General features: G+C 55.1%; 1 pseudogene. It reads right to left on the reverse strand.

The window, feature by feature from the left end:
• Positions 1–246 (reverse strand): annotated as a pseudogene (locus tag HEN33_RS25890) (terminase small subunit); the annotation flags it as partial.
• Between the last annotated feature and the right edge of the window lie 17 nt (positions 247–263).

The raw sequence follows: 263 nt of genomic DNA on the forward strand, positions 1-263 counted from the left end.
CCAGGCCGCATCCAGTGCCAGTTTCGGGTCAATTATCAGGTTTTCCACCAGGATCCTCCCCATCGCTTTTACCGGATCAGGAAGACCGTCTTCCATGTAATCAATACCTGGCAGTGGTGTGAGACTTTGCCGGTCATCAGGCGGCAGTGAAACCGGGGGGTTCTTTTCCGCCGGAGGGGCTTCCTGATGGCACTCCTCCGTCTGCATCTTTTTCTGCCGGTAAACAGGAACCTCATCCACCTCCACCGTTTCGCACTGTTTAC

The sequence above is a fragment of the Escherichia sp. 94.0001 genome, from assembly GCF_013369155.2.
In the GTDB taxonomy this organism is placed as follows: Bacteria; Pseudomonadota; Gammaproteobacteria; order Enterobacterales; family Enterobacteriaceae; genus Escherichia; species Escherichia coli_F.